The organism is Janthinobacterium rivuli, assembly GCF_029690045.1.
GTDB lineage: Bacteria > Pseudomonadota > Gammaproteobacteria > Burkholderiales > Burkholderiaceae_D > Janthinobacterium > Janthinobacterium rivuli.
In genome coordinates, this window is the sequence record NZ_CP121464.1 from 3,471,750 (window position 1) to 3,497,822 (window position 26,073).

The following is a 26,073-nucleotide window of genomic DNA, read 5'->3' on the forward strand; positions in this document are numbered from 1 at the left end:
CCTCCTTAGAATTGCATGGTGAGCGTGGCGCTGACGCCGTTTTCGCGGTAGTCGCCGCCGCGGTTGCTGGCGTGCCGCGTGTGCCGCACGTCGATGCTGGCTGTCATGTTCTGCTGCAGGATGCGGGTGTAGCCGGCCGTCACGGTGATGTTGTTGTCGTGCCGGGGCACGCTCAGCGAGCGCACGCTGGCGTAGCCGGCATTGGCGTTCAGGCTGGTGCGCGAACTGGCTTTCCAGCTCCAGCCCAGGTTGCCGCTCATCTGGCGCGTACGGTCTTCGCTGCCGAATTCCACGCCGGGCAGCAAGCCGCTGTCGATGCCGCTGGCCGTTTGCGCCGTGCGGTCGACGGCCGTGATGCCGGCGATCATCGTGCTTTTCGCCGTGGCGCGCGCCATCGTCAGCTTCAGTTGCTTTTGCAGGAAATAGCGGTGGCTGAAGTAATTGATGGCGCCCCGTTCCGGCCCCAGGCTGTTGGCGTAGCGCAGGAAGGCATCGATGCGCAGGCGCCGGTCGCGCGCATTGGGAAAGATGCCGCGCCACAATTGATCGAGCAACTGGCCCGCGTCGCGGTCGCCCAGGCGCGAAAATTGCGTCGGCAGGGTGGTGATGTTTTCGCTGTAATTGAGTTGCCAGTTGGTATGGCGCTGCAGGAACGTGGCGTCCAGGCTGTAGGTGTTGCCAAAAAAGCGCTTGCCCGTGCTGAAGGCCACGCTGGTGCGCGGCGACGGCGTCCACACGCCGCCCAGCGACCAGAAGCGGCCGGCCGGCGCCTTGCCGCTGGCCGACACATAGCCTTCCTTTTCCGTGCCGCCGCTGGCCGTGGCCGCCCATTTGCTGCTGAACGGATAGCGCAGGCCCACGCTGCTGCGCTGCATGCGCATGGGCGCCAGCTTGCTGTCCTGCGTGCGGCGCAGGTCGTGGCTGGCGTTCCAGGTCCAGCCCTTGCCGCGCGGCTCGCCGCTGAGCAGCAATTCCATTTCATCGCTGTGCACGGACAGCAAGTCGCCGCCGCTGTCGACCGTGTTGCGCGTGTAACGCAGCTCGGTCGTGGCCAGGCCGCGGAAACGGTGGCGCAGGTAGGGGCTGATGCCGGTGGTGCGCACGGTGCTGGCGTTGTCCGTATCGGGCAGGTCGTCGATCAATTGCGGGCCGAACGGCGAGATGTTGCGCCGGCTCACGCTGGCGTCCGCATCGATGAAGAACCAGTCCTTCACCAGTTCAGCATCGGCCGAGGCGCCCAGTTCGTGGTGCTCGGTATCGGCGCGCTGGCCGGACAGGTATTTGTGCCAGCTGTAATCGAGGTGCACGCGCAGGCGCGGGCCCGTGCCGATGAGGGCGATGGCAGGTGCGATTTCCGTGATGAAGTCCGATTGGGCCTGGCCGGACGGTGCGCGCAAGCCGTTGTCCGTATAGCTTTCGCGCAGGCGCAGCGACGGTTTCACGAGCCAGTCGATGGCACCGGCCGGCAGGGGCAGCAGCAGAGATAGCAACGGCAGCAACGGCAGCAGCGGCGACGGCGGCGGCGTTAGCGAAACCCGGCGGCTAATCGTAATGGCCATAGCCGTAGTAGTCGTTGCCGGGGAACGATTTGGTCTTGTTGTAGATCAAATGTATGTGTTCGCACGACTCGATCTGCCGCAGCGCTTCCTTGACGGCGTGCTGCGTCGTCGTTTCCGCCTCGACCACCATGACGACTTGTCCCATCTGCCCGACCAGCGCATGCGCCTCGCTGGTGATCAGGAGGGGCGGCGAATCGAAGACGACGATGCGGTCGCCATAGCGGCTGGCAATTTCCGCCAGCAAGCGGCTCATGGCCCGGCTGGCCAGCAATTCCGTCGCGTGCTTGTTGCTGCGCCCGGCCGGCAGGATGCTCAGGTTGGCCACATTGGTTTTCAGGATCACGTCGGCCATGGCCAGTTGCGGGTCGAGCAGGATATCCATCAGCCCCGGCTCGGGCGGCAGGCCCAGCACTTTCAGCACGGACGGGCGCGCCACGTCCGCATCGACCAGCAGCACCGTGATATCCATTTCCATGGCGATGCTCATGGCCAGGTTGATGGCGCAATACGTCTTGCCTTCGCCCGGCATGGCGCTGGTGACGACGATCAGGTTGCCGTGGCGGATGGCCTCGCTGCCGCTGGCGCGCGCCTGACGCAGCAGCGGGCGCTTGATGATGCGAAAATCCTCGGCCACCGCGCTGCGCCCGCCGTCGTGCGTGAGCATGCCTTGCTCGGCCAGCCGGTCCAGGTTCAGGGGGCGGTAGCGGGGCGACCGCGCCGCGTCCGCGCCCTGCGTACCGTTCACCGTATAGGGCACGCCGGCCTCGGCCACGCCGAGGGTGGTGGGTTCCTGCTTGCCGCTGTCCTTGCTGCTCATCATCGCTCCTTGGGATCTAGAATTTCAGCAGCGCGGCCGTCATGACCCCGCCGTACAGCACGAACAGGCTGCCCAGGCAGGCGCCAAAGCCATAGCGGGCGCGGCGGCGGCGCACTTGCTGCAGCGGCGTCCAGTTCATCGATACCGTGCCCAGCACGTTCAAGCCCGTGGCGTCGCGCAGTTCGGACGGACTGAGGAAGGTGGGGCGCACCTGGCTGATCAGGAGGGCCGTGGCGACGCCGGCAATCAGGGCCGCGCCCAGCGCCGCGGAAAACAGCAGCGGGCGGTTCGGGCCGACGGGCGCATATTGCACCGTGGGCGGGTCGATGATCTTGAAGGCCATCATGTCCGTGGTGGAACTGAGTTCGCCCGACAGCTTGGCCGCTTCGCGCCGGCCGATCAGCTTTTCATAGTTTTCCTTGTTGATGATGTAGTCGCGGTTGAGCTGCGCCAGCTGCGATTCCACCTCGGGCACGGCATTGCTCTGCGCCAGCAGGCGCTCGTTGCGCGCGTTGTATTCCTGCACGCGGGCGCGGATGGCGGCCACCTTGGCGTCCGCGTCCGTCAACGCTACCTTCAGTTGCTGCAGCATGGGGCTGTAGTTCTTGCCCGGATCGCCGGCCGCCGTTTTCAGCTTGCTTTCCTCGATCTTGCGTTCTTCCAGCTGGGCCACCAGGCGTTTCGAGGCGATGATGTCGGGATGCAATTCCGTAAATTGCATGCGCAGGCTGTCGAGGTTCTTGTTGATCGACGCGATGCGCTCGTCGAGTTCGGGATTCGTGATGGCCGCCGCGTTCGGTTCCAGGTCGAGCACGGGCTCGTCGCCTTCGATCTGGCTCAGGATGGCCTTGCGTGCCTGTTCCGCCTCGACCAGTTCCAGCTTGGCATTGTTCAGGCTATCGGACGACATCAGCAGCTGGCTGCCATAGTCGATGCCCTGGCGCGGCAGCAGCAGGTTGTTGCGGATCTTGAATTCCTTCACCAGGTTTTCCGCCGCGCTCAGCTTGTCCTCGTAATTCTTGATCTGCTCGTCGATGAATTGCACCGCCTTTTGCGAATCGCCCTTTTTACCCTGGAAGCTGCCTTCGACAAAGATGGTCAGCAGGCTTTGCACGACGTCGCGCACGAGCTTGGGGTCGCGCCCGCTGTAGCTGATGGTGTAGATGTCGTAGGCGTTGGTGCCGGTGATCTTGATGCGGCTCATCAGCTCGTCCAGCTGGGCCTCGTGCTCGCGCACGGTCTTCGAGCCCAGGTCGAGGTCGACCATGCGCATGACGCGCTCGACGTTCGGGCGGCTGAGCAGGGTGCGGCTCATGATGGCCACCTGCTGTTCCGTGTTCGGCACGCTGGTCATGCCGGCCATCAGCGGCTTGAGGATGGTTTGCGTATCGACAAACACGCGCGCCGATGTCTGGAAGTCGTCGGGCAGGGAGATCACCCGGATGAAGCCGGCGATGGCCACCAGCCACGCCACCACGACCGCGTGCCAGCGGTACTTCCAGATGCCTTTCAGGCTGGACAGCAGTTGCTGTATCAAGTCTTCCATGTCGCTTCCTTCAGGTGGCGGTGCGGTGCTGCACGGGAGATGGGCTGGCGGCGCGGACAACACCGGCATCTTGCAAGAAATACTTGCCTGTTGGGTAAGCAAAGTATAGGGCGGCTGTGGAGCAAGATTTCCCAAGATGATTGCTTCTTGATACGCCTCAAGGTTCTCTTGCCGAGTTTTAATAATCATAGGAAGTTCGCGGCCCAGGCTGGTTCTGCGGGGCCGGCCATGGATGCGCCATCGACTCGAAGAGGCTCCGCATGAATCCGTTTCGCCGTGCATTTGTCCGTAACGCGCTGGGCCTGACCAGCGCGGCCAGTCTGCTGGGCGCCTGCCGCACGTCCCATCCGCTGGCACCGTCCGACGACAGCGCGCCCATGCACGATTACCTGATCGGGCCGGGCGACTCCGTCAACATCATCGTCTGGCGCAACCCGGAAGTGTCGCTGACGGTGGCCGTGCGGCCGGACGGCAAGATCACCACGCCGCTGGTCGAGGATTTACCCGCCAGCGGCAAGACGTCGACCCAGCTGGCGCGCGACATCGAGCAAGCCTTAAGCAAGTTCATCCAGCAGCCCGTGGTGACCGTCATCGTCACGAATTTCTCGGGCCCGTATGGCGAGCAGATCCGGGTGATTGGCGAGGCGGCCAAGCCGCAGGCGCTGCCGTACCGGCTGGGCATGTCGCTGATGGACGTGCTCATCGCCGTGGGCGGCATCACCGATTTCGCGGCCGGCAACAAGGCCAGCATCATCCGCATGCGCGAAGGCAACCAGCAGCAACTGCGGGTCCGCCTCGATGATTTGCTGAAGGAAGGCGATATTTCCGCGAATGTCATGATGCGGCCGGGCGATGTGCTGCTGATACCGGAAAGCTTTTTTTAACAGCGGCCTCGGCAATATCAAAACAGCACTTATATTTGTCATTTTGTACTTTTCGGCAAATTTCAGCGTGTAATTTTGCTATCTAAAGGTGAAATTCTTCTGTTTTTTTAACTAAAGCTGGGAACTTCTCCAGTTTTTGTCTTGTCACAAGGCATTGGCTTCAGTCCGTCTCAACGGCAGCCGATGAACGTGAGGACAAGATGAGCTTTCAAGATGAACCCATTATTTCCTTCGACACCCCAGGCACCCTGAGTGACCTGGTGGTGGGCGAGGGGCAGATCGACCCGGCCATGGAGCACGAGCTCGACCTGCAGCGCTTTCATATCCGCATGGCCAATTCGCGTGGCCGGCGCGAGGCGGCCAGTTTGCTGATCCGCAAGATGTACGGCTGGCGCGGCTATGCCGTCGATCCCGGCACCGCGCATGCGCTGAATAAAATCACGCTGTTTGCGGAAACGGCCGGCAGCACCGTCGGCACCATGACCCTGTGCCTCGACAATGACGAGACGGGCTTGCCTGCGGATGAAAACTTCCGCGACAAGCTCGACGTCCTGCGCGAGCAGGGCCGCCGCCTGTGCGAACCGTCGCGCCTGGCCATCGACAAGGGTGTGAGCAAGCGCGTGTTTGCGGCGCTGATTCATATCTCTTATATCTATGCCCACAATATTCACGGCTTTACGGATTACGTGATCGAAGTCAACCCGCGCCACGTGGTGTTTTACAAGCGCATGCTGGGTTTCCAGGACTTCGGCGGCGAGCGCGAGTGCACGCGCGTGGGGGCGCCGGCCGTGCTGCTACGGCTGGACCTCGATTACATGGGGGCCCAGATCCGCAAGTACGGTGGCCTGATGGAACAGCATGGGGGTGAACGGTCGTTTTACCCCTTTTTTTTCCCGACATGGGATGAGCCTGGCATTACCGACCGGCTGAGGCAGGGGCGCAACTGAGAAGTCATTTATTTTTCAGCAAGATCGCCTGCATGTGGCTGCCTGGAATCGCGTAAGTGATGCCGCTGGGCGCGCTGATGGCCGTCTCCTTGAGGCCCTTGACGTACACCATGTTGACGATACCGTAGACGAGACCGGTCTCGGGATCGAACAGGGGGCTGCCGCTGCTGCCCGGGTACGCCGTCGCGTCCAGCTGGAACACCGTGTACGGCGCCTTTTGCAACTGCGCCAGGCGGCGCACGTCGAGGCGCTGCGCATTTTCGCTGGGCATGACCACGGGCGTGAGCGATGACACGGTGGCGCGGTGCGTGACGTGGTGCAGTCCCAGCAAGGTACCCAGGGGAAATCCTGTAAACGCCATGGCCTGGCCTTCGCGCACCGTGGTCGCGTCGCCCAGCGCCAGGGCGGGCAGAGGCGCGCCCGCCAGGCGCAGCAAGGCCAGGTCGTGTTCCGTGTCCAGCGCCTGGACCTTGGCGGGGCGAAACTGCGCCGCCTCGCCCTGGCCCGTGAGTATGCCGATGACTTCGTTCGGATTGGCGTCGAGCAGTTTCTGGATCACATGGGCGCAGGTCAGCACGCTCAAGCCGTCGCCCGTCACGAAGCCTGTGCCGATGAAGTTCATCGGCGGCGTGCGCGTCTTTTGCAGGCTGCCCACGCCGACGATGGACGGCTTGACGCGCGCGATGGTGTGCGCCAGCGGCGCATCGGCGCGGCAGGGCGCCGCAACCAGGAGCAGAAAAAGGCAGGACAGCAAGGCGGAGAGCAAGGCTTTCATGGCGGTGTACTTTCAACGGGAGGAGATGACACGGGCTGCAGCAGCGCGCACAGCAGCATCAGGTAACACAGCAGGGCGATGCGCGGCACGTCGAGCAGGCTGTCGAACAGGCCGACGACGAGAAAACCCAGCAAGGCGGCGGCGCAGGCCAGCGCGCCCGGATCGCCGCGCGCGGCGCGGCGCAGCAGGCGCTGGCCGGCCGCAGCCAGCAAGGCCAGCATGGACAGGGCGCCGCACCAGCCCGTTTCCACCAGCAAGTGCAAGGCCATGCTTTTGATATGCCACGGCAAGTGGTGGTGGTCGCTGCTGAAAAACCAGTAATTGTTGGCCTGGGTAAAGCGCCCATTGGCGATCAGCTCCTCGCCACCCGGTGCGCGCAAGCTCAGATTATCGACTTCGAGCACGGACGAGGTGGCCGTGCCGCTGGCCGCCAGTTCCAGTTGCACGGGTGGACGCAGCAGCCAGGCCCCCGCGCCCAGCCAGGCGCTGTCGAACGGCACGTCATAATGCTGCCAGGTGCTGGCCTGCGTGCCGGCCGGCGCAGGGCGCAGGCGCAACGGAACGTTCACGCAGCCTTGCGCATACAGCAATTGCCGCTGGCACAGGCGCACCAGCAGCACGGGCATGGGGCCGGTCCGGCGCACGTCGAGCGCCAGGGTGTAGCGCGTGGCAGGCTGCACGGGCAGGCGTTGCAGCAGCCGCAGCAGTTCGCCATAGCCGGCGCTGTAGCCGGGACTGGCCAGGCGCACATACCTGTTGCCGGGATTGTCCAGATTGCCGCCTTCCTCGGCATACGCGATGCTGGCCGGCACCTCGCGCTGCGGATTGTGCCAGTAATACGTGGCGGGAAAACTACCGAACCCCATGCCGAACAGGCGGTCGCCCCAGTCGGACGGCTGCATGGCCAGCACTTGCCGCCAGTGGCGCAAGCGGCCTTGCATATCGAAGGCGGTGGTGGAGAAACGTTCTGTGGCGTAATAGCTGGCCGAGACGGGTATGGCCAGCAGCAGCAGGATGCCGGCTGCGCCCGCGATGCTCAGGCTGGCCCGGTCCAGCCGCCACAACGGCGGACGCAAGCGTCCATTGCACAACATCAGCGTGGCCAGCCCCACGACGAGGCCGGCCGGCAGCAGGGCCGGCGGTCCGGCCCAGTGCCAGCCTATCCAGGCGAGGTTGCATGCCAGCATGGTCCACGCCATCATCGCCAGGCCCAGCCTGGCTGGCCCTTTGCCGCCGGTGCCGCTGGGCCACAACGCGCCCGCCAGCAGCGCGGCCGCCAGCAAAAACAGGAAATATGGGCCTTTCAGCCAGCCGGCCGTTTGCTGGCCTGCCCCTTCCGGCCACCAGGCGGCCAGCAAGCCCTGCAGGCACAGCGCGCACAGCAGGCTGGCCGGCGCCAGACGCCACGGCAAGGGCCGCGCCGCCAGCACGAAACTGGCCGCAAGCAGGACGACGGCGGCCAGCAAGCCCCGGTAGCCGGCCAGGCTGAACGTGTACACGAGCAGGCCCGTGCCCAGACCGGCCAGCAGCAGCCTCAGCAAGATTTTGCGCACGGGCGGCTGGGCCGGTGGGTGCCGCGCGGCGGCGGGCGCCGTCCGCAGGGTGTGCCAGAATGCCAGCAGCATGGCTGCGGCCAGGGCCGCGTACAAGCCCCGCGAAAAGGTGGTGAATGCCGCGTGCAGGGCCAGGCCCAGCAGCAGCAAGGCCAGCGCCGCCTGCCAGCGGCTGCGCGCGCGCACCAGCCACAGGCCCGCAAACGGCAGGCTCAACGCCAGGTAGCCGTCCAGCGCGGCGCCGCCCGTGTGCATGGCGGAAAACGGCGCCGTGATGCGGTAGTCGCTGGACAAATTCGACAGGCCGGGAAACACGGCCCGTTCCCACAGGGCGAACAGCGAGACCATGGCCAGCCCGGCCAGCATGCCCGGCAGCGCGTAGCGGCGCAAGGCGGGAGGATCCGCGTCGCGCAGCAGCAGCGGCAGCAGCAGCATGCTCCAGGCCCAGGCCTTGCCCAGCCGCAAGCTGTTGTAGGGGCTCAGGTAGTTATCCCAGGTATTCAAGTCGAGGTGCGGCAGCGGCAGGACGCCGCGCAGCAGCGCCACCAGCCAGGCCAGGCTGCACAGCAGCAAACAGACGCGGGCGGCGGGCGACAGCCGCGCCGCTGGGCCTTGGGCCGGCCCGCCCAGGCGCCAGTAGCCGCAGGCCACCGTCAGCAACAGCAGCAGATCGATTTCTTCCAGGAAGAACCAGCCCGTCCACGGCGCCAGGTCCAGCACGGGCAGCAGGGCGGGCACGCAGAACAGCCAGCTGGCGGGACGCCAGCACAGCAGCAGAAAATACGCGGGCAGCAGGATGGCAAACAGCAGGCCGGGCCAGCCGTGGCCCAGCGGATAGTGGCGCAAGGCCAGCACGCAGGCCGCGCCCGCCAGCAGGGCCAGCGGCCGCGCCGCCACGCCGGGCATGGCCGCGTGCACAGCCATGGCCTAGAGCTGGGTCAGCAGGGCTTGCGCTGCGGCCCGCTGCGGAAAGTCCTTGTTGGCGGCAAGCAATTGTTCCAGCTGCTTGCGCGCACCGCCCTTGTCGCCCGATTTCGCCAGCGCCGCGCCCAGGTGGTACGCCACTTCGGGCGACTTCGGCGCCAGCGCCGCCGCCTTGCGCAGCAGGGCCGTGGCGCGCTTGACGTCACCTCGCTCCAGCACGATCCAGCCCAGGGTGTCGAGCACGGCGGGATTGTCGGGCGCCAGCTTCAGCGCCTGCTCGGCCGTGGCCTGCGCGCGCGGATCTTTTTCCTGCTGATACGCCCAGGCCAGGTCGTTCAAGGCCACCACATTGGCCCCATCCTTGGCGACGACGTACTGGAAGTGCTCGATGGCGGCGCGGTATTGCTTTGCCGCCAGCCGGGTGCCCGCCAGGTAGGTGCGCGTGGGCAAGTCTTCCGGATGCGCCTTCAGCCAGGTGGCCATGTGCGCCTCGGCTTCGCCTTCTTGCCCGGACGCCTGCAAGGCGCGGTACAGCTGCACCTGCAAGGGGCCGATGGGGCTGATGCCGAAGGCGTGCTGGTACAGCTTGACGGCTTGCTGCGGCAGTTTTTGCTCCATCAGCACGTCGCCCTCGAGCTTGTAGCCGGCCGCCAGCTTCGGCTGCTGTTCCTGCACCTGGCGCGCCACGGCCAGCGCTTCGCGCTGGCGGTTCAGATTCAGCAGCATCGCCACTTCCACCACGCGCGCTTCGAGCAGGGCCGGGTCAAGCGCCTGCGCCCGCTTGACGGCTTGCAGCGCATTGTGATGGTCGCCCAGCGCCAGGTGCAGGCTGGCGATGCGCATCTGCAGGGGCGCGGACGTGGTCTGTATGCTGGCCAGCTTGTTGTAGCTGTCGAGCGCGGCTGGCGCCAGGCCGGCGCTGTATTCCACCTGGGCGCGCAGGGCCAGCGCATCGGCGTCGCCCGGATGGCCCGTTTGCAAGGTGCGCGCCAGTTCCAGCGCCTTGTCGGGCGCGCCCGTCTTCAGGTAAAAGTTACTCAGCAGCAGGGCCGGCGCGACGGCGTCGGGATTGTCGCGGTGGGCCCGCTCGAGCCAGCGCCGCGCCTCGTCCGTCTTGCCCTGCGACGCGGCCAGCTTGGCCAGCGCCGCGCACAGGTCGGCATTCTTCGGCGCCTTCGCCAGCGCCCGCTCGAAGCGCTGCCTGGCCTGTTCCGGCTTTTTCTCGGCCAGGTCGATCTGCGCCAGGTTGTTCAGCGCGGGTAAATAGATAGGGTCCATGCCCAGGGCTTGCTCGAAGCTGGCGCGCGCGGCCGGTAAATCGCGCAAGGCCAGGTAGACGCCGCCTTTCAGGTTCAGCAGCAATGGATTCGTGCCTTTCTGCTGTTGCTCCATCATCTTGACGCTGGCCAGGGCCTTGTCGTTCTGCTTGTTGCGTAGCAAGGTCATCACCAGCATGGTGCCCGCTTGCGGCGTGCTCTTGTCGAGCATGCTGGCGCGTTCCAGTTCATTGATGGCGCGGCTGTGCTCGCCCATGCCCAGGCGGCTGATGCCCAGCGCCGCGTGCAGCCTGGCCGTGTCCGGCGCCAGGGTGCTGGCCTGTTCGAAATACGCTGTCGCCTTGTCGTACTGGCGCGCGCGCAAGTGGGCTTCGCCGGCCAGCGACAGCAATTCCACGTCGTCGGGGAAGGCGGCCAACATCGGTTGCAGCAAGTCGATGGCCACGTCGGTCTTGCCACGCATCAATTCGATCGACGCCATCATCTTGACGGCATACAGATGTTTGGGATACGCGGCGAGGAAGCGCCGCAGGTAGTTTTCTGCCTGCGGCGGCGAGCCAAGCGCCAGTTGCACGGCGCCGGCCAGCAGGATGGACGGCATGTGATCGGGCGCCGCCTTGAGCACCAGTTGCAAGGCTTGCAAGGCCGCCTTGTTCTTGCCCTGGCGGAAATCGAGCAGCGCCTGGGCTTGCAGCAAGCCCAGGCTGTTGGGCGCCGTCTTGCGCGCCGTGGCCAGCTGGGCCGCCGCTTCCAGGTAGCGGTTTTCCACGATATCGAGGTTGGCCAGGTCGATGTGCGCCTGGGTATTGTCCGGTTTTATCTTGAGAATCTGCATGTAGGCGAGCCGCGCCGCGCCGTTCTTGCCTTGCAGGCGCAGCAGGTCGCCCTGCAGGCGCATGGCGTCGAGGTTGGCGGGCGCGCTTTTCAGGGCTTGCGCCAGCAGCAGCTCGGCCGCCGTCACTTGCTGGTCCAGCGCCGCCAGGCGCGCCAGGCCCAGCAAGGCTTCGACCTGGTCCGGATGGGCTTCGAGCAGGCGCGAGTACAGGGCACGGGCCTCGTCCCGGCGGCCCAGGGCCAGCAAGGCATCGCCGCGCAGGGCCAGCACGCTGGCGGGCTGCGCCGCATCGTCGGCGATCTCGGCCAGCACCTTGTCGAACTGGCCCAGCATCAGCCAGGCCTTGCCCAGCAGCGGCATCACTTGCTGCGAAGCGAGGCCCAGCGACATTGCCTTGCGCAATTCTTTCTCTGCCGACAGCGCTTCGCCCGTGTCGATATAGATGCTGCCCAGCAGCAAGCGCGCGGCCGCGTTGTCCGGCTCCTTTTGCAGCAGGTTCTTCAACTGGATGATGGCGGCCCGCGCCTCGCCTTTCTGGCGGTACTGCTGCGCGTCGGCCAGCAGGCTTTCGCTGCTCTGTGTGCCGTGGCAAGCCGTCAGCAGGGGCAGCAGCAAGGTGCAGCACAGCGCAACGGCGGGCAGGCCAGGGAAAGGGCGGGGCAGGGAACGGGCCATGGAAGTCTCCGGTAGCGGCGTGCATGAGGGATCGGCATGGCCTAGCTTAAAAAGATGGCCGCCGGTCTCCTTGATTGCGCTCAACAAGCCGCCGATTGTCGGCGTGCATGCTGGCCGCTGCCCCGTGTTTCTTGTTCCCGCTCAAGAATCGCCGGATCGGCAACCGTAGAATTTCCCGGACGGCGATGCTCGGGCCGCAACCTTTCGGAGCGCAGACATATGGACAGCAAGGTGGATAGCAAGGGCGGCGTGGTGGCGGTGGTGGGGCTCGGTTATGTGGGCTTGCAGCTGGCCGTGGCGTTTGGCATGCGCCAGCGCACGATCGGCTTTGACTTGTCGGCCCGCAAGGTGGAAAGCTACCGGCGCCACATCGACCCGACGGGCGAAGTCAGCCATGAACAGTTGCTGGCGGCGCAAGGGCTGAGCGTCGGCTGCGACCCGGCCGAGCTGCAACTGGCCGACTTCATCGTCGTGGCCGTGCCCACGCCCGTCGACAGCGCGCACAATCCCGATTTCTCCGCCCTGGCCGGCGCCAGCGCGGCCGTCGGCCGCCACATGCGGCGCGGCGCCATCGTCATCTACGAGTCCACTGTATATCCGGGCGCCACCGAAGAAATCTGTATCCCCATCCTCGAGCAGCATTCGGGCCTGCGCTGGAAGGAAGACTTTCATGTGGGCTTTTCACCCGAGCGCATCAACCCCGGCGACCGGGACCATACCCTGCACAGCATCCGCAAGGTGGTCTCGGGCGACGATGCCGCTACCCTGGAGCAAGTGGCGGCGCTGTACGAAGGCGTGGTCGAGGCCGGCGTGCACCGGGCATCGAGCATCAAGGTGGCCGAGGCCGCCAAGGTGATCGAAAACACGCAGCGCGACCTGAACATCGCGCTGATGAACGAGCTGGCCATCATCTTCGACCGCATCGGCATCGACACGCTGGAAGTGCTGCAGGCGGCGGGCACGAAATGGAATTTCCTGCCGTTCCGTCCCGGTTTGGTGGGCGGCCACTGCATCGGCGTCGACCCATACTATTTGACGCACAAGGCGGAAATGCTCGGCTACCACCCGCACGTGATCCTGGCCGGGCGCCGCATCAACGACGGCATGGCCAAGTTCGTGGCGGAAAAGACCATCAAGGAAATGGTGCGCGCGGGCTTCAAATTGAAAGGGGCGCACGTGAACGTGCTGGGCCTGACTTTCAAGGAAAATTGCCCCGACCTGCGCAACTCGAAAGTGGTCGACATGATCCACGAGCTGCAATCGTATGGCGTGCAGGTGCACGTGCACGACCCCGTCGCCGATGGCCGCGAAGCGCTGGAAGAATACGGCTTGACCCTGGAAAGCTGGGAACAGCTGCCGCGGGCCGAGGCCATCATCAGCGCCGTCTCGCACCAGGCCCTGCTGGCCCGTCCGCTGGCCGACTTCCAGGCCAAGGTGCTGGAAAACGGTTGCTTCATCGACATCAAATCGCATTTCGACCCCCGTCCGCTGGAGGACGGCGGCTTGCACGTTTGGCGGCTGTGATGGCGGCCGATGCTTTCGATCGGGCGGCAAGCGCGGCGCAAGGCGCCCCCGCTGGCGCCCCGGCTGCCGGCGCGTATGCGCAAGCCTGTGCGCAACTGGCGCAAACGCCGCGGCGCTGGCTGGTGACGGGCGTGGCAGGCTTCATCGGTTCGCACCTGCTGGAAACCTTGCTGAACCTGGGACAGGAAGTGCGCGGCCTCGACAATTTCATGACGGGCCACCGCCACAACCTGGAGCAAGTGCGCGCCAGCGTGGGAGAAGATGCATGGCGGCGCTTCACTTTCATCGAAGGCGACATTCGCAACCCGCAGGCGTGCGCGCGCGCGTGCGGCGTGCCGGCGCAGGCTGGCAGCGCCGATGGCAGCGAGGCAGACGGTGAAATAGGTGCGGCCGATGGCGGCAGCGACGGCAGGGGTAGCAGCTTGGCCGGGCGCGGGCGTGCCAGTGCGGGCGGCTCCGTCACCGCTGGCGTCGCCGTCGATTATGTGCTGCACCAGGCGGCGCTCGGTTCCGTCTCGCGTTCGCTGGAAGACCCGCTGCTGTGCCACGCCGTCAATGTCAGCGGTTTCTTGAACATGCTGGCCGCCGCCCGGGACGCGGGCGTGCGACGCTTCGTATATGCGGCCTCGAGCGCCACGTATGGCGACCATCCGGCCTTGCCGAAAGTGGAACAGCACATCGGCGCGCCCCTGTCGCCGTATGCCTTGAGCAAATATGTCAACGAACTGTATGCACAGGTGTATGCGCGCTGCTACGCCATGCAGACGGTGGGACTGCGCTATTTCAATGTCTTCGGTCCGCGTCAGGATCCGCTGGGCGCCTACGCGGCCGTCATTCCCCGCTGGATCGCCGCCATGCTGGACAATCAGGCCGTGCACATCCATGGCGATGGCGCCACCAGCCGCGACTTCTGCTTCGTGCACAACGCCGTGCAAGCCAATATCCTGGCCGCCACGCGCGCCGACCCGGCGGCCGTCAACCAGGTCTACAACGTGGCCATCAACGCCCGCACCAGCCTGACGCAGCTGCACGCCACCATGCAACAGATGCTGCTTGCCGCCCGTCCACAGCACGTGCCGCTGGCGCCACACTATGGCGAGTTCCGCGCCGGCGACGTGCGCCATTCGCAGGCGGACATCGCCAAGGCGGCCCGCTTGCTCGGTTATGCCCCCACACACGACCTGACGCAAGGCTTGCGGCACACCATCGCCTGGTATGTGGCGCAGGCGGGCCGGGCTTGAGGGTTGGGCCGGCCAGGCGTGAGGTACACGCCGGCCAGCCAGTTGGCCAGCCGTGAGGCACATGCCGGCAGGCCAGTTGGCTCGCGTGAGAAACAGGCAGCCCAGGCCGAGGGCACGCTGGCCGGACACGCTGGCCGTGCTTGAGCGTTCAATATTGCACGGGCGGCGCTGTCGGCATTGTTGACGTTGTTGACGTTGTTGATGACGCTGCCGGTGCGGGCGGTTCCGGTATGCCCTCGCTCTTGCTGCGCAGAACTCGCGGCGTGCCCCGAAAATCGGCCGTATGCAGGGTGACGGGGCGGCGCCAGATGCGGGCGATGTACGCCAGTACCTGCTCCGCCCGCTCCAGGTCGAGGCCGCGGCCATCGCGCTGGTGATCGTGGCGCAGCACCAGGCTGCCGTCGTCGTTGAGCAGGGTGACGGCGATGCACGGCGCGCCATAGTTGTATTTGGGCGCCAGGATGGCTTCGCGGATGGCCCGCAAGTCGCGGCTGGCCATGCGCGTTTCGCCGTCGCGGCGACTTTCATGCACGAACAGGCCCAGGCGGTCAGCCAGTGCGTCGTCCAGATAGTTGCGGATGAAGCTGCAGTCATCGTCGTCGCGGCAAATCTGGCGGGCCCGGGCCAGTCCTTCGCGCTCGATGATGTGTTCCCACATGCAAAAGCCCAGGTGATAGGGGTTGACGGCCAGCGCTTGCTGGTGCTCGCCCGCGTAGGGGCGCACCACGTCAGAGTGCGACTTGATGGCGGACAGATACAGGGCCGGCGGCAGGAAGTCGGCTTCGCGCAGCAGCCGCGCATGCCAGTACGAGGCCCAGCCTTCGTTCATGATCTGGCAGGCGTACACGGGATAGAAGTAAAACGACTCTTCGCGCACGGCCAGAAAAATGTCGCGCTCCCAGTCGGCCAGCTCCGGCCCATGTTGCGCGATGAACCATAGTAAATCGTATTCGGGCTGTGGCGGCAGGAGCGGGCGTTGCGTCACGCGTGCCCGTGCCGCCTCGTGAGCCGCCAGCGCGGCCGCTTCACCGGGCAGGCGCCGGTAGCGTTGCGTAAAAGGATCGTCTGTGCCGGCCGCGTCTTGCGTGCCGGCCACGCCCGGCGGCCCGGATCGCGCGGATGGTCCGGATGGAACGGAGTAGGGCGGGCGGTGCAGCTCGGCATGGATATCCACGTGCTGCTCCAGCGCCAGTGCTGCGTCGAGGACGGCTTCCACCTGCTCTTGCCCGTGGCGTTGCAGTGCCATTTCCAGACGTTGCGCCCGCGCCGCGCTCTGTTCCAGAATGCGCTGGCCCGCCATGGCGCCAAAACGCAGGAACAGGGTGTTGCGGCTGGCGAAATCGGCGTGGCCCAGCACGTGGGCCGTGACAAGGGTGTTTTCCGCCACGGAATTGTGCTCGGCCATGTAGGCATGGCAAGGGTCGCCGGGAAACATGACTTCGAACATATGCGAGTTGCCCATCTTTTGATGCACGAGCTGGTGGATGTAGCGCACGCCGAATGACCAGTGACGCATGCGCACGGGCAATCCATAGATGGCGATCTCGGCCATGAAGCTGTCCGGCACCAGTTCGAACTCGACGGGGGCAAACTCCAACCCCAGTTCCCGCGCCAGCGCTTCGATGCGCGCCGCATAGCCGTCCAGGCCGGCAGTGTCAGCCTGCGTCATGGCGTTTCCTCCGCATCGGCCGCCTCGTGCTGGAAAAAGGTGCGGATGGCCGCCCAGATATCGTCATTCCTGCTGAGGATGCTGCTGTGCAAGGGCAAGCCGCGCCGTTCCTGCTCGGCAAACAGGCCGTGCATTTCCGTTTCCAGGCTGCGCGGCACGCCGGGCACGGTTTCCACATAGCCCATATAGTTGAGCAAGGCGGCCAGTTCACCGAGGGCCAGGCTGGCCGGACCGCGGTCTTCGCTGAAATTCTCGCCATCGGAGGCATAGAACAGGTAGGCGTTGTAGCGGCCCGGCGCGTAGTGTTCCTGCAGCAGTTCGCGGCTCAGGCGAAATGCGGTGGAAGCCATGGTGCCGCCCATGCCGTTGACCTGGAAGAACTCGGCCTCGGAAAATTCCCAGGCCCGCGTCGTATGGGCGATAAAGCGCGTTTCCACGCGCGCATACCTGCGGCGCAATCCTTGCAAGGCAAAGAAAAAGAAGGATTTGGCCAGCCTGCGTTCGGCCTGCCCCATGCTGGCCGACACGTCCAGCACGAAAAACACGACGGCATTCGCGCTGGGCCGGGGCTGTTGCAGCACCTGGCGGTAGCGCAAGTCTTCATTGGTGAATGGCACCGGCTGGGCTTGCAAGGCGCGCCGCTTGATCGCTTCCTTGACGGTGCGCCGCCGGTCCAGGCGCGAACGGGCGCCATGGCGGTCCAGGCCGCTACGCACGAGCCGCACGTCGTCGATGGCGCCCAGGTGGCGGGGTTTGAGGTGCGGCAACTCGAAGGCGTCCCATAGCCAGTCGAGTATGTCGTCGATGGGAAACTCGAGCAGCAGGCGCACCGCTCCCTCGCCATCGCCGCCTTCGCCTTGCGTTCCCGCCCCGCCCGTGGCGGCGGGATGGGGCGCGCGCAGGATATCGCCAGGCTGGCCGTCGCCCTGGCCCGCGCCCACGCTGTTGCGCGCGGGCGCCAGGCGGAAACGCGCATGCTCGAGCAGGTGCATGGGCACTTGCACCGTGCGCTGCTGCGGCCCGCCGATCAGGTCCGGTGTGGCGATCAGTTCGGGCAAGTGCGCCTGCACGGCGTCGCGCACTTTCTGGTTGTGGCGCAGCCAGTCGCGCGCGCCGCGCGAGAACAGCCCGTACCAGGGCCGCGCCAGGGCCGGCGCGGCGGAAGCGGGCGAGTTCGTGGCGGCCATGGCTATTCCTGCGCCAGCAAGGTGGTCACGTAGTTGAGCGCTTCGCGCGCGCTGTGGGCGTCATAGCCGTATTCGTCGACCAGGCGCTGCTCGACGGCGGAGATTCTGGCCCGCACGTCGTCATCGGGGCGCTTGGCCGAGCCGACCAGGCGCAGCACGTCGCGCCGCTGTTCGAACAGATATTGCTGGATGGCGTCGTGCAATTGCGCATGGCTGCCCAGGCCAAACGCTTCGCCCCGCTTGAAGGCGCTCATGGCCTTGCGCACCACTTCTTGCCGGAAAGATTGCTTGCCCGAGTCGCTGATGTGGATTTTTTCTTCCACGGCGCGCAGGAAGCGCTCGTCTGGGCGACGCTCTTCGCTGGTGATGGGATCGCGGATCTGGCGGTTGTCGAGCATGGCTTCGACTTCATCGAGATATTTGTTCAGCAAGTCTTGCGCTTCCTGTTCGAACGACACGAACAGGGCCTTGTGCACATCGGCCTTGACCCAGCGGTTATAAAAATCCTTGCGTGTGAGCACCAGGTAATCGACCCATTTGCGCTTGCGCCGGGGCTCGATGCGGGCATCGTTTTCGATGCCGTCCTTCAGGGCCAGCAGCACGTCCATGGTCGACAGGCTGTTGCGCTGGGCTGAAATGATGGCGTGCGACAGGGCATTGATGACGAAACGGGGAGATACGCCCGACAGGCCCTCGTCGGGCGATTTGTCGCGTTCGCGCATGCGGCGGATGTCGGCCGGCTGCAAGTCGTCGACGTCTTCGTTGGCGTACACGCGCAGTTTCTTGACCAGTTCGGCCTCCTTGTCGTCGCCTTCGGGCAAACGGCTGAGGATGGCAAACACGGCCGCCGCATGCAGCACGTGCGGATCGAGGTGCACGTCGCGGAAGGCGGGTGCGGCCGCCAGGATCAGCTTGCGGTAAATGCGCGCTTCCTCGCGGTAGTTGAGGGTATAGGGCACTTGCACGATGACCATGCGGTCGAGCAGCGCCTCGTTTTCGCTTTCTTGCAGAAATTTGCGAAATTCGGCCAGGTTCGTGTGCGCGAGGATGGTTTCGTCGAGGTAAATCAGGGGAAAGCGCGAGACCTTGACATTCTTTTCCTGTGTCAGGGTCAGCAGCAGGTAGAGAAATTCCCGCTTGACCTTGAGGATCTCGATCATTTCCAGCATGCCCCGGCTGGCCGCATACACGGCGCCGGACCACGACCAGGCGCGCGGGTCGCCTTCGTCGCCGTACTGCGCCACTTTCGACAGGTCGACGGAGCCGACCAGGTCGGCCAGGTCGGCCGTGGTGGGATCGTGCGGCGCATACGTGCCGATGCCGCACCGGCCCGCCTCGGACAGGTGGATGCGCTCGACGGGCATGCGCAGGAAGTCGCCCGCATATTGTTCTTCCAGGCGGGCGCGGCAGTGTGGACACAGTTCGCCGTGCAGCTCGGCATCATAGCTGGCGCGAAAGTCGGCGCGCATGCTGTGCGGCACCAGATGCAGCGGCGACTCGTGCACGGGACAGCCGGCGATGCCGTACAGCGCGCCTTCGCTGCTGTGGCTGTATTCTTCCAGCCCCCGCTTGAGCAGGATTACCATGGTCGACTTGCCGCCCGATGGCGGCCCCAGCAACAGCAGCATGCGCCGGCCCACCTCGGAGCCGGCAGCCGCCGCCTTGAAGTAGGCGGCAACCCGGTCGATCGCCTCGTCGATGCCGAACAGCTCGTCGTCGAACAGGCGGCAGCGGAAACGTCCCGCGTCGTCCGTCTGGCCGTTCCAGCGCATCATGTCCCACAGGTACTGGTGCGCGCTGCGCGTCAGCAGGGCGGCGCGGCCGGGCAGGATCTGCTCGATGAAGTCGGCGAAACTGCCGCGCCAGGGGCTGATGCGGTGTTTTTCCGCCCAGGCCGCCATGCCGTGCATAAAACCGGCATGCTGGCCTGCCTGCTCGCCCGCGGGCGCGTCGTCTTGGCGTGTCATGTCTTGGCGTGTCATACCAGGGCTCGTCATTGTTTCCCCATCCATACCGTTGCTGCCGTGGAGCAGCCGTGGAGCAGGCCCGGTTCCAGCCTGTCAGTCAAGTATACGGCGCAGCCTCTGGCCGCACGCCTGATCTCGCTCAACCCAGACGACGGAACTATTTTGATCCTCGCTCGCCCTTGCAGGAAGGGCGGCCATGTGTCGGCGCGGTTCAATCCAGATCAATACCGGCCGGCGCAGCCCGCCCACACTGGTGCTTCGAAATGACCAACGAGGAGAACATCATGATAGGTAACGAGAATGGTTTCAGCGCCCCGCCTGGCGGCAGCGGCAGGGGGCAAAGCGCGGATGATGAAGAGGCCGTCGGGCAATTTTCCGCCCCCGGCGAAGACGACAATACGATCGAGAGCGCGTCCGTCTCGGACGTGCCCGACGCTTTGAGCGGCGTCAGCATGGAATTGCTGGAAATCAAGCGCAGCATCGAAGACGGCATGCGCCAGTCCATTTCCCAGGCGGCCGGCGTGCGCGCGGCCGACGCCTTCAGTGACGGCGGCAATATCCAGGGTGTGTCCATCGGCCTGGGCGAGGGCGCCAGCGACAGCTCGTCCGGCGAGCCAGGCTTGCCGGCCCTGACCCTGTACGTGGCCGAGCCCACTTCCGTCGACCGCGCCAAGGCCGCCATCGTGGGAGCCATGGGCGTGCGCGCCGTGGCCAGCGACAACGTGCCCGTCAACATCGTCGTCACGGGCGTGATCGATGCGCAACCGCACCGTTTCCGCCTGCGTCCGGCGCCGGGCGGCGTGTCCGTCGGGCATTTCCGCATCACGGCCGGCACCATCGGCTGCCTGGCCGTGGGGCGCAGCGCGCCGCGCAACAGCCGCTTGATGATACTTAGCAATAACCACGTGCTGGCCAATTCCAATGGCGGCGTGTTCAACGACTGCATCGTGCAGCCTGGCCCCATCGACGGCGGCCGCTGCCCGCAAGACCAGGTGGCCGTGCTTGAACGCTTCGTGCCCATCAATTTCAGCGGCGGCGTCAATTTTGTCGATTGCGCCACCGGCTGGGCCTGGCCAGACAGGGTGCGTCCCGAACTGGTCTACCTGAGCGGCGGGGTGCCCGCCTACTTCCGCATCAGCAATGCGCTGGTGGCGCCCGCGCTGGGCATGATGGTCGGCAAGTCCGGCCGCACGACGCAGTTGACGCAGGGCCGTATCACGGGCCTGGGCGCCACCATCAACGTCAATTACGGCGGCGGCAGGATCGCGCTGTTCCAGGACCAGATCGCCATCACGGGGGTGAGCGGGGCGTTCAGCGCGGGAGGCGACTCCGGCTCGTCCATCTGGACCTGGAACCAGCAGCGCAATCCCGTCGGTCTGCTGTTTGCGGGCGGCAATAACATCACCTTTGCCAACCAGATGCGGCGCGTGGTGGTGGCGCTCGACATCAATTTGTACACCTGAGCACGCTTTCAAGACCAGGCGAGGCGCCTTGCATAACGCCACTTTTTGCACGATGATGATCTTGGGCAAGGGACGCCGCCACGCCTGGTTCGGGCTGGCGAAGCGTGCTGCAACGCCGGATGGGCGGGTGTATCATGGAAGGCATCAGGAGGGTCTGTCATGTCAAACAGTAAATTCGCACAATCGCCATCTGCCGTCTTCGAGGACGCCGCCATGCCGTATTTGCCGGATGAGACCCCTGGACAGGGCATGGGACAGTACGCCCCTGCCGCGCCCCAGGGCCGCCTGGAAGCGGCAAAGCGCCGCAACGAGCGGGCGCTGATGGCCATCGATGGCGTGGAAGGCGTCAGCGTGGGGCAAACGGCCGTGGGCAAGGAGGCACTCGTCGTGTACCTGCGCGACTCGTCCGTCAAGCGGCGCGTACCGTTGCAGGTCGAAGGTTATCCGGTGGAAACGAGCATCACGGGCCAGATCGATATCCAGCGCTGGTAGGCAAGCTGGCCTGGCAGCTTGGGCCTCATGCCGCGGATGGCTGCGGCGGAAGGCCCGTTGCCAGGCCATCCGGATTCACTTTCAGGCTGCCTTATTTACTCAGGCGGCCGATCGCTTCGGCCACGCCCGCGCCATAGGCGGGGTCGCACAGGGTGCAGTTGCCGATGTGGCGTTGCTTGACTTGTTCCGAGGCGCCCGAGATGGCGCGCGCCGTGTTGTCGAACAAGGCTTGCTGCTGCGCCGCGCTCATCAGGCGGAACAGGGCGCGCGGCTGCGAATAGTAATCCTCGTCGACCCGGTGGTTCCAGTGGTCGGCCGCGCCCTCGATGCTGAGCGGCGGCTCGCGGAAGTCCGGTTGCTCGGCCCATTCCTGCTCGCTGTTCGGTTCATAGCCCAGGGTGCCGCCCATGTTGCCGTCGACCCGCATCTGGCCATCGCGGTGGTAGCTGTGGAACGGGCACTTCGGTGCGTTGACGGGGATATGGCTGTGGTTGACGCCGAGGCGGTAGCGCTGCGCGTCGCCATAGGAAAACAGCCGGCCTTGCAGCATCTTGTCCGGCGAAAAGCTGATGCCTGGCACCACGTTGGCCGGGTTGAAGGCTGCCTGTTCCACTTCGGCGAAGTGGTTGTCGGCATTGCGGTTCAGTTCCAGCACGCCCACTTCGATCAGCGGATAGTCGCCGTGCGGCCATACTTTCGACAGGTCGAAGGGGTTGAGGTGATACGTGCCTGCCTCTTTTTCCGGCATGATCTGCACGTACAGGGTCCAGCGGGGGAAATCCTTGTTTTCGATGCTTTCGTACAGGTCGCGGTGCGAGCTTTCGCGGTCCTTGCCGACCAGTTCCTCGGCTTCCTGGTCCGTCAGGTTTTGGATGCCTTGCTGGGTTTTCAAGGTAAACTTGACCCAGAAACGCTCGTTTTGCGCATTCAGGAAGCTGAAAGTGTGGCTGCCGAAGCCGTGCATGTGGCGGAAGCTGCGCGGCAAGCCACGGTCGCTCATCACCACCGTCACCTGGTGCAGGGCTTCGGGCAGCGAGGTCCAGAAATCCCAGTTGCTGTTGGCGCTGCGCAAACCCGTGCGCGGGTCGCGCTTGATGGCGTGATTCAGATCGGGAAATTTCAAGGGGTCGCGCATGAAAAACACGGGCGTATTGTTGCCGACCAGGTCCCAGTTGCCTTCTTCCGTATAGAACTTCAGGGCGAAGCCGCGAATATCGCGTTCCGCATCCGCTGCGCCCCGTTCGCCGGCCACCGTGGAAAAGCGCGCGAACATCGGCGTTTTCTTGCCCACTTCGCCAAAGATTTTCGCCCGCGTGTAGCGCGTGATGTCGTGCGTGACGGTAAACGTGCCGTGCGCGCCGGAACCCTTGGCATGCATGCGGCGCTCGGGGATGACTTCACGGTCGAAGTGGGCCAGCTTTTCCAGGAACCACACATCTTGCAGCAGGGCGGGGCCGCGTGGACCGGCCGTCTGGATGTTCTGGTTGTCGACGACAGGCGCGCCAAAGGCGGTGGTCAGCTTTTTCATTGGACTCTTTCTTTCATGGCTAGGCAGAGCAATGGACGCACCGGCGCTACTCAAGCACTGGCTGGGTTGAATGAACACTCACCGGGCTGGTCCAGAGTAAAATTTCTAAAATGCAAACCAGTGTAAACTTTTTTGTGCGGGATGGCTTGCCACGCCGCCCGAGCAAGCTCAGGCGGCGTACTTGCATCATAAGCGCTCAATGCCTGCCGCTCCCGCACGCTTGCAAGTTGCAAGTATATAAAGGCAGGTCTTGATCGCGCCACTGGCCTTTTGCCCAGTTTCTAAAACTTGTTCCAGTTATTGTGCCGGTGCTCCGTCGCTTCCTTCATCAGGTGGCCGGCGCGCAGGGCGTCGTCGGCCTGCACCGTCATGGCCAGTTCCTGGAGGGCGGGCGGGTATTCGTGGTGGGCCGCTTCTTCCAGCAGCTCGTGACCCTTGGCCAGGTCGCGCGGCACTCCGCGGCCTTCGCGGTAGGCGTTGTAGAGCAAAAACATGGCGTGTGGATTGCCCAGTTCGCTCGACTTGTCCAGCCAGTGCGCGGCGATCACGGGATCTTGCGGCACGCCTTCGCCATTCGCCGCCAGCAAGCCCAGCATCAGGGCCGCCTTCGCATGGCCTTGCTGCGCCGCTTGCCGGTACCACAGCCAGGCCTGGGCCGGCGTGGCGGCGCGCAGCATCTGGCCCAGTTCGAAGGCCGCTTCCGTGTCGCCCGCGCGGGCCGCCTGTTCAAACAGGGCCAGCGCCTCGGCGCGGCGTTCGGGACGGGGCTGGTAAATCAGCGCCAGTTCGCGCTCGGCGACGGGCATGTCCTTGCTGGCCCAGCCGCGTACCTTGCGTTCGGCCTGCTGGTCGCCCGCCTGGCGCGCATGCATGGCGACGGCTTCGATTTCGGCCGCCGTGGGTGGCGGCGACGACTGGCAGGCGGACAGGGCAGTGGCCAGCACAGTGGCCAGCACGATGGCGGGCAGGGAGAGTGCATGTTTCATATTGATCAGCTTTCATCAAGACAGGCCGGAACCATGGCAGTTCCGGCCCATGGACCTTATTTGCTCAGGTCGATGCGGTACTTGGCAAAGCCGCTGGCGTCGAGGCCGCCTTCGGACGCCACGTTAGCGATGCCGCTCGCTTGCGCCAGCGCCAGATGGCCCGGCGCCGAGCGCAGGATCACGGGGCCGGCCGTGGCCGTCTTGACGAAGCTCCAGCTACGCGCGCTGCCATTCGCCGCCAGGGTCACCTTGCCGCCTTTGGTGCTGAGCGACGCCAGGTAGTTGCTGACCACGGCCTGGTTCGCATCGGGCGACTTGATGATGGTTTTGCTGCCATCGATGCCCGGCACGGCGCCGCCGCCGCCGGCGCGGTAGTCGTTGGTGGCAACGATGAAGTCATCGCCATCGGCCACTGGCGCGCCCTTGTACGTGAGATTGACGATGCGGCTGCCCAGCTTTTTCGTCACGTCGATCTGGTACGTCAGCGCATTGTTTTCCGCATAAAACACGTCATAGTTATAGATCGTGGCATACGACGGCACCAGGTCTTGCTCGGCGCCGCTGGCCGGGTCGATCTGGTTGAATTGCCTGGCCGACGTTTCCAGCCAGGCCTTCAAGTCCGATCCCTTGATTTTCACGGCTTGCAGGTTGTTATTGCTATATAAATACAGGTCGCCCGGATTGCGCACTTGCAAGCCGACCGGTGCGGCAGGGGAAGCGCCCGCAGCCACATCCGTGAAGTCGGATGGCCCGTTGCGGCCCGCCTTGAATGGCGCGCTGCACGAGATGATGGGGATGTTCTTGTAGCTGGACAAGGTCGCGTCCGTGCTGGTGGCGATGAAATTTTTCACGTAATCAAGCTGCGCCTGGTTGACCAGTTGGATGGCGCTCACGTCCCCCACCAGCGCAAAATAGGCGGACATCTCGAAATCCGTGCTGATACCCAGCGGCTGCTTGGCGTAGGCGATGGTGGCTGCGTGCTCGGTGGCCACCAGCGGCGCGATGGCCGGGTCGGCGTTCACGAGGGTCTTGCCATCCGTATACTTGAAGCCGCGCGATTCCACCGTTGTCTTGGCCGGCTGCACCACCCATTTACCGCCCTGATAGGCCATCGTCAGCTTGATGATGCCCAGGCGGCGGCCCCAGCTTTGCGCCATGACGGTCGGCACGCCGTTCACAAAGCCGTTCTCGGCATCGATCTTGGCGCTGGCGGGGAAGGCGGCGAACGAGGCGTCCAGCGCGGCCGCGCCTTCTTCCTTGCCTTTCGGGAAGATCAAGTGCGAGTGGCCGATCATCAGCGCGTCAATGCCCGTGCTGGTCAAGTGATAGCTGCCGTTTTCCATCTTCGGGCTGTAGGGAGTGGTATCGAGGCCGCCGTGCGACAGGGCCACGACGAGGTCGGCGCCCTTGCTGCGCAATTCCGGCACGTATTGTTTCGCCGCTTCCTGCACGCCCGTCACACTGACCTTGCCAGCGAGCACTTTCTGATCCCATTCGAGGATTTGCGGCGGCACAAAGCTCAGCACGCCCACATTGATTTTCACGGTCAGCTTGCTGCCATCGGGCGCCGTGGCGGTAAAATCGCGCGGGAGCAGGGTATAGGGCTGGAAAATCGGCTTGCCGCTGGAGACGCCGACGACATTGCTCAGCACGGAAGGGAAGGCTGGCGCGCCGCACGTTCCCGTTGGCTTGGCTACGCCGGGTATGCCGAAATCCGTGTTGGTGATCTGGCTCAGGTAGGGTAAGCCATAGTTGAATTCGTGGTTGCCCATGCCGCCCGCATCGTATTTCAGCGCGTTCATGGCCTTGTGCACGGCCAGCGTGCCGCTGCACGGAACGGGCGCGGCCACGGCCTGCAGGTCGGCCAGCAGGGTGCCCTGGATGACGTCGCCATCGTCGAGCAGCACGTTGTTCGGATTTTCCGTGCGCGCCGCCTGGATCAGGGTCGACGTGCGCTCCAGCCCCAGGCTGGTGTCTTCGGCCAGCGCATAGTAGTTATAGCTCAAGACGTTCGAGTGGATATCGGTGGTTTCCAGCAATGCCACCGTGACTGTCGTGCCTTCGGGAATGGCCGGCGCCGCCGGGGTATTCGAACTGCCGTTGCAAGCAACGAGACCTGCACTTGTCAGCGCCGCCAGCATGACCCAATTTGTTTTCATTACCGCCCTCGGAGAGATTCAAAGGACGCGACTGTAACGCCTGCATATGACGCCACCATGACAGT

The 26,073-nt window shown here is 64.9% G+C and carries 18 protein-coding genes; 6 read left to right on the forward strand and 12 right to left on the reverse strand.

The annotated features are described in order from the left end of the window. Positions 1–5: 5 nt before the first annotated feature. The 3 genes from P9875_RS15660 to P9875_RS15670 are packed head-to-tail and all read right to left on the reverse strand — an operon-like array spanning position 6 to position 3,922. A complete protein-coding gene (locus P9875_RS15660) occupies positions 6–1,559 on the reverse strand; it encodes a TIGR03016 family PEP-CTERM system-associated outer membrane protein (protein ID WP_278315851.1) in 1,554 nt (517 codons plus the stop codon). Further along, on the reverse strand, positions 1,543–2,376 hold the full coding sequence (locus P9875_RS15665) for an XrtA-associated tyrosine autokinase (RefSeq protein ID WP_278315852.1): 834 nt from the start codon (positions 2,374–2,376) through the stop codon (positions 1,543–1,545). Before P9875_RS15665 ends, P9875_RS15660 begins: the two co-directional genes overlap by 17 nt. 16 nt (positions 2,377–2,392) lie before the next feature. Then, positions 2,393–3,922 (reverse strand): XrtA system polysaccharide chain length determinant, encoded by a 1,530-nt coding sequence (locus tag P9875_RS15670; protein WP_099401902.1) that lies wholly within the window; start codon positions 3,920–3,922, stop codon positions 2,393–2,395. A 260-nt stretch (positions 3,923–4,182) separates the two neighbouring features. On the opposite strand from P9875_RS15670, the gene P9875_RS15675 reads away from it, so the two are divergent. Further along, positions 4,183–4,806 carry an XrtA/PEP-CTERM system exopolysaccharide export protein gene (locus tag P9875_RS15675; RefSeq protein WP_278315853.1) on the forward strand — a complete coding sequence of 208 codons (624 nt, stop codon included), beginning with the start codon at positions 4,183–4,185 and terminating at the stop codon, positions 4,804–4,806. A gap of 200 nt (positions 4,807–5,006) precedes the next feature. After that, positions 5,007–5,753, forward strand: coding sequence for an N-acyl amino acid synthase FeeM domain-containing protein (locus P9875_RS15680; RefSeq protein WP_219309117.1), 747 nt, complete (start codon positions 5,007–5,009; stop codon positions 5,751–5,753). Between the two features lie 4 nt (positions 5,754–5,757). Here the strand turns inward: P9875_RS15680 and P9875_RS15685 are convergent, their stop codons facing one another. The 3 genes from P9875_RS15685 to prsT are packed head-to-tail and all read right to left on the reverse strand — an operon-like array spanning position 5,758 to position 11,792. Next, positions 5,758–6,528: a S1 family peptidase gene (locus tag P9875_RS15685; RefSeq protein WP_176390546.1), complete on the reverse strand. Its 771-nt coding sequence runs from the start codon at positions 6,526–6,528 to the stop codon at positions 5,758–5,760. Beyond that, positions 6,525–9,005, reverse strand: a complete 2,481-nt coding sequence (locus P9875_RS15690; RefSeq protein WP_278315854.1) for a hypothetical protein — start codon at positions 9,003–9,005, stop codon at positions 6,525–6,527. Before P9875_RS15690 ends, P9875_RS15685 begins: the two co-directional genes overlap by 4 nt. A gap of 3 nt (positions 9,006–9,008) precedes the next feature. Continuing rightward, positions 9,009–11,792 carry an XrtA/PEP-CTERM system TPR-repeat protein PrsT gene (prsT, locus tag P9875_RS15695; RefSeq protein ID WP_278315855.1) on the reverse strand — a complete coding sequence of 928 codons (2,784 nt, stop codon included), beginning with the start codon at positions 11,790–11,792 and terminating at the stop codon, positions 9,009–9,011. Between the two features lie 219 nt (positions 11,793–12,011). Here prsT and P9875_RS15700 point away from each other — a divergent pair, with 219 nt between their 5' ends. Continuing rightward, positions 12,012–13,316: a nucleotide sugar dehydrogenase gene (locus P9875_RS15700; protein WP_278315856.1), complete on the forward strand. Its 1,305-nt coding sequence runs from the start codon at positions 12,012–12,014 to the stop codon at positions 13,314–13,316. Further along, a complete protein-coding gene (locus tag P9875_RS15705) occupies positions 13,316–14,557 on the forward strand; it encodes an SDR family oxidoreductase (protein WP_278315857.1) in 1,242 nt (413 codons plus the stop codon). Before P9875_RS15700 ends, P9875_RS15705 begins: the two co-directional genes overlap by 1 nt. A 148-nt stretch (positions 14,558–14,705) precedes the next feature. Here P9875_RS15705 and P9875_RS15710 read toward each other — a convergent pair whose 3' ends face one another. Genes P9875_RS15710 through P9875_RS15720 form a run of 3 tightly spaced genes read right to left on the reverse strand, consistent with a single transcriptional unit; the run spans position 14,706 to position 19,380 of the window. Beyond that, positions 14,706–16,226: a SpoVR family protein gene (locus P9875_RS15710; protein ID WP_278315858.1), complete on the reverse strand. Its 1,521-nt coding sequence runs from the start codon at positions 16,224–16,226 to the stop codon at positions 14,706–14,708. Then, positions 16,223–17,413 carry a DUF444 family protein gene (locus tag P9875_RS15715; RefSeq protein WP_278315859.1) on the reverse strand — a complete coding sequence of 397 codons (1,191 nt, stop codon included), beginning with the start codon at positions 17,411–17,413 and terminating at the stop codon, positions 16,223–16,225. Before P9875_RS15715 ends, P9875_RS15710 begins: the two co-directional genes overlap by 4 nt. Positions 17,414–17,415: 2 nt before the next feature. Continuing rightward, a complete protein-coding gene (locus tag P9875_RS15720) occupies positions 17,416–19,380 on the reverse strand; it encodes a serine protein kinase (RefSeq protein ID WP_099402212.1) in 1,965 nt (654 codons plus the stop codon). Between the two features lie 284 nt (positions 19,381–19,664). Between P9875_RS15720 and P9875_RS15725 the strand changes: the two genes are divergently transcribed. Together P9875_RS15725 and P9875_RS15730 are read left to right on the forward strand one after the other, a co-directional pair. Next, positions 19,665–20,843, forward strand: coding sequence for a hypothetical protein (locus tag P9875_RS15725; protein WP_278315860.1), 1,179 nt, complete (start codon positions 19,665–19,667; stop codon positions 20,841–20,843). 159 nt (positions 20,844–21,002) lie between these two features. Next, a complete protein-coding gene (locus P9875_RS15730) occupies positions 21,003–21,335 on the forward strand; it encodes a hypothetical protein (RefSeq protein WP_278315861.1) in 333 nt (110 codons plus the stop codon). A gap of 91 nt (positions 21,336–21,426) precedes the next feature. On the opposite strand, the gene P9875_RS15735 is transcribed toward P9875_RS15730, so the two are convergent. The 3 genes from P9875_RS15735 to P9875_RS15745 form a co-directional block, all read right to left on the reverse strand. Continuing rightward, the gene (locus tag P9875_RS15735) at positions 21,427–22,863 is read right to left on the reverse strand and encodes a catalase (RefSeq protein ID WP_219309131.1); all 1,437 of its coding nucleotides are present in this window, start codon (positions 22,861–22,863) and stop codon (positions 21,427–21,429) included. Positions 22,864–23,144: 281 nt separating this feature from the next. Continuing rightward, a complete protein-coding gene (locus tag P9875_RS15740) occupies positions 23,145–23,849 on the reverse strand; it encodes a tetratricopeptide repeat protein (RefSeq protein WP_278315862.1) in 705 nt (234 codons plus the stop codon). Positions 23,850–23,905: 56 nt separating this feature from the next. Beyond that, complete coding sequence (locus P9875_RS15745) at positions 23,906–26,008, reverse strand: bifunctional 2',3'-cyclic-nucleotide 2'-phosphodiesterase/3'-nucleotidase (protein WP_278315863.1); 2,103 nt, start codon at positions 26,006–26,008, stop codon at positions 23,906–23,908. Positions 26,009–26,073 lie beyond the last annotated feature (65 nt).

Bases quoted from the DNA above. Each gene is read 5' to 3' on its own strand.
- P9875_RS15660 (WP_278315851.1), bottom strand. From the start codon at position 1,559: ATGGCCATTACGATTAGCCGCCGGGTTTCGCTAACGCCGCCGCCGTCG.
- P9875_RS15665 (WP_278315852.1), bottom strand. From the start codon at position 2,376: ATGAGCAGCAAGGACAGCGGCAAGCAGGAACCCACCACCCTCGGCGTG.
- P9875_RS15670 (WP_099401902.1), bottom strand. From the start codon at position 3,922: ATGGAAGACTTGATACAGCAACTGCTGTCCAGCCTGAAAGGCATCTGG.
- P9875_RS15675 (WP_278315853.1), top strand. From the start codon at position 4,183: ATGAATCCGTTTCGCCGTGCATTTGTCCGTAACGCGCTGGGCCTGACC.
- P9875_RS15680 (WP_219309117.1), top strand. From the start codon at position 5,007: ATGAGCTTTCAAGATGAACCCATTATTTCCTTCGACACCCCAGGCACC.
- P9875_RS15685 (WP_176390546.1), bottom strand. From the start codon at position 6,528: ATGAAAGCCTTGCTCTCCGCCTTGCTGTCCTGCCTTTTTCTGCTCCTG.
- P9875_RS15690 (WP_278315854.1), bottom strand. From the start codon at position 9,005: ATGGCTGTGCACGCGGCCATGCCCGGCGTGGCGGCGCGGCCGCTGGCC.
- prsT (WP_278315855.1), bottom strand. From the start codon at position 11,792: ATGGCCCGTTCCCTGCCCCGCCCTTTCCCTGGCCTGCCCGCCGTTGCG.
- P9875_RS15700 (WP_278315856.1), top strand. From the start codon at position 12,012: ATGGACAGCAAGGTGGATAGCAAGGGCGGCGTGGTGGCGGTGGTGGGG.
- P9875_RS15705 (WP_278315857.1), top strand. From the start codon at position 13,316: ATGGCGGCCGATGCTTTCGATCGGGCGGCAAGCGCGGCGCAAGGCGCC.
- P9875_RS15710 (WP_278315858.1), bottom strand. From the start codon at position 16,226: ATGACGCAGGCTGACACTGCCGGCCTGGACGGCTATGCGGCGCGCATC.
- P9875_RS15715 (WP_278315859.1), bottom strand. From the start codon at position 17,413: ATGGCCGCCACGAACTCGCCCGCTTCCGCCGCGCCGGCCCTGGCGCGG.
- P9875_RS15720 (WP_099402212.1), bottom strand. From the start codon at position 19,380: ATGACACGCCAAGACGACGCGCCCGCGGGCGAGCAGGCAGGCCAGCAT.
- P9875_RS15725 (WP_278315860.1), top strand. From the start codon at position 19,665: ATGATAGGTAACGAGAATGGTTTCAGCGCCCCGCCTGGCGGCAGCGGC.
- P9875_RS15730 (WP_278315861.1), top strand. From the start codon at position 21,003: ATGTCAAACAGTAAATTCGCACAATCGCCATCTGCCGTCTTCGAGGAC.
- P9875_RS15735 (WP_219309131.1), bottom strand. From the start codon at position 22,863: ATGAAAAAGCTGACCACCGCCTTTGGCGCGCCTGTCGTCGACAACCAG.
- P9875_RS15740 (WP_278315862.1), bottom strand. From the start codon at position 23,849: ATGAAACATGCACTCTCCCTGCCCGCCATCGTGCTGGCCACTGTGCTG.
- P9875_RS15745 (WP_278315863.1), bottom strand. From the start codon at position 26,008: ATGAAAACAAATTGGGTCATGCTGGCGGCGCTGACAAGTGCAGGTCTC.